The sequence below is a fragment of the Kocuria cellulosilytica genome, from assembly GCF_040981245.1.
GTDB lineage: Bacteria > Actinomycetota > Actinomycetes > Actinomycetales > Micrococcaceae > Kocuria > Kocuria cellulosilytica.
This window is the reverse complement of sequence record NZ_JAVFWZ010000164.1, coordinates 1-507: the sequence shown is the minus strand read 5'-3', so window position 1 is coordinate 507 and position 507 is coordinate 1. Positions and strand designations below refer to the sequence as shown.

At 70.4% G+C, this 507-nt stretch carries 1 protein-coding gene; it reads right to left on the bottom strand.

The window, feature by feature from the left end; genetic code table 11:
* A partial coding sequence (locus tag RCG67_RS17510) for a SulP family inorganic anion transporter (protein ID WP_368828101.1) occupies positions 1–507 on the bottom strand: 507 nt, incomplete at both ends.

The window sequence follows — 507 nt, the reverse complement described above, 5'->3', positions numbered from 1 at the left end:
GATGGCCACCAGCGGGGCCGGTACCGCTCGGCTGATCCGGGGGAAGAGGAACACGATGGCCAGGCCCAGGAGCGTGAGCGGGTAGACGGCCCACGGGACGCCGATCAGCTCGGGGACCTGCGAGGTGAAGATCAGGATGGCCAGGGCGTTGACGAAGCCCACCATCACCGAGCGGGGGATGAAGCGCATCAGCCGTGCGGCCCCGATCAGGGCGAGCACTACCTGGAACACCCCGGCCAGGATGACGGCGGCGATGAAGTACTCGATGCCGTGGGAGGCCATCAGCGGGGCGATGACCAGGGCCACCGCGCCGGTGGCGGCCGAGATCATGGCCGGGCGCCCGCCCAGCACCGCGGTGGTCACGGCCATGGTGAAGGAGGCGAAGAGGCCCACCCGCGGATCGACGCCGGCGATGATCGAGAACGCGATCGCCTCGGGGATCAGTGCCAGGGCCACCACCAGCCCGGCCAGGACCTCGGTCTTGAGGTGGCGGGGGGAGCGGAGGTT